Annotated in this window: 2 pseudogenes; both read right to left on the bottom strand. The window is 59.4% G+C overall.

Annotated features, from left to right (window positions below):
* A pseudogene (locus AB4Z11_RS32575) lies at positions 1-701 on the bottom strand (undecaprenyl-phosphate glucose phosphotransferase); the annotation flags it as partial.
* 22 nt (positions 702-723) lie between these two features.
* Positions 724-1,022, bottom strand: a pseudogene (locus tag AB4Z11_RS32580) (XrtB/PEP-CTERM-associated polysaccharide biosynthesis outer membrane protein EpsL); the annotation flags it as partial.

Consider the following 1,022-nt stretch of genomic DNA (forward strand, 5'->3'; position numbering starts at 1 on the left):
GGCAGGAAGTAGACCGATGCCGTGGTGTCCTGCAAATCGTCCAGCAGCTTGCGGATGCGCGGCTGTGCCGAGATCGGCTGGCTGATGAAGATCATCTTGATATTGTTCTCGCGCACATAGGCCGCGACATCGTCCATCTTGCCCAGCACCGGGTAATTCAATTCGCCGGCCATGCGCTCCACCCCGCGGTCGTCGAAGAAGCCACGCACGCTGAGGAACAGATTGGGATAACGGTCGATGGTGCGGGCAAACTTCGCGCCCACATCGTTGGCGCCGACAATCAGCACCGAACGCACTTCGCTGGCCTTGGCCGGATCGACACTGACCTTGCGCGCAGCCAGGTGGCTGAACAGCAGCGCAAATGGCGTGGCAAAGAACCAGCTCAGCACCACCGAGGTTTCGTAGTGATACGCCAGCCCGCTGGCATTGCCGAGGAAAACCAGGATGATGGCCGTGACAATCCAGCCCATGAAAATATCGCGCGAGTAGGCCAGGATACGGCCGGAGCGCCACATGCGGTACGGGTCCACCTGCTGATAGACCGATGAAGAGATAAAGAACGCCAGCACCATCAGCACCAGCGAATAACCAGTAAACGGTTCGCCATACAGCACCGAAGTGAAGTACAGCGTGCCCATGATGATCAGCGGGTCAAGCACGCGCTGAAAAAAGGCGACGATGGGTAAATCATTGACAGTCATTGGTGTTCCCGTACTGCGAGTTTTAAAACTGTGCCGTAGCGCTGACCGTGAAGCCATTGGCCTTGTAGCTTCCCGTGCCGGCCAGCGGCGAACCGCTGCGCTTTTCGTGGAAGCCGCTCACGTTCAGCTGGATCTGGCGGACCGGCGTGTATTGCAGGCCCACCGTGGTGCTGCGTGTAGTGTCGCTGGCGTCGCCATTGAAGATGACGCCACCCAGCGGCTCGAAGCGGCGCGTCTCGCGCCGGAATGCCGCGTTAGCCTGGATCTTGGACGTCGCATCCCAGGTACCGGAAATGCTGCCGCCCTTGTTCAAGCTATTGC

Origin of the sequence: Pseudoduganella sp. RAF53_2, assembly GCF_052113985.1 — a bacterium.
Taxonomy (GTDB): domain Bacteria; phylum Pseudomonadota; class Gammaproteobacteria; order Burkholderiales; family Burkholderiaceae_D; genus Rugamonas.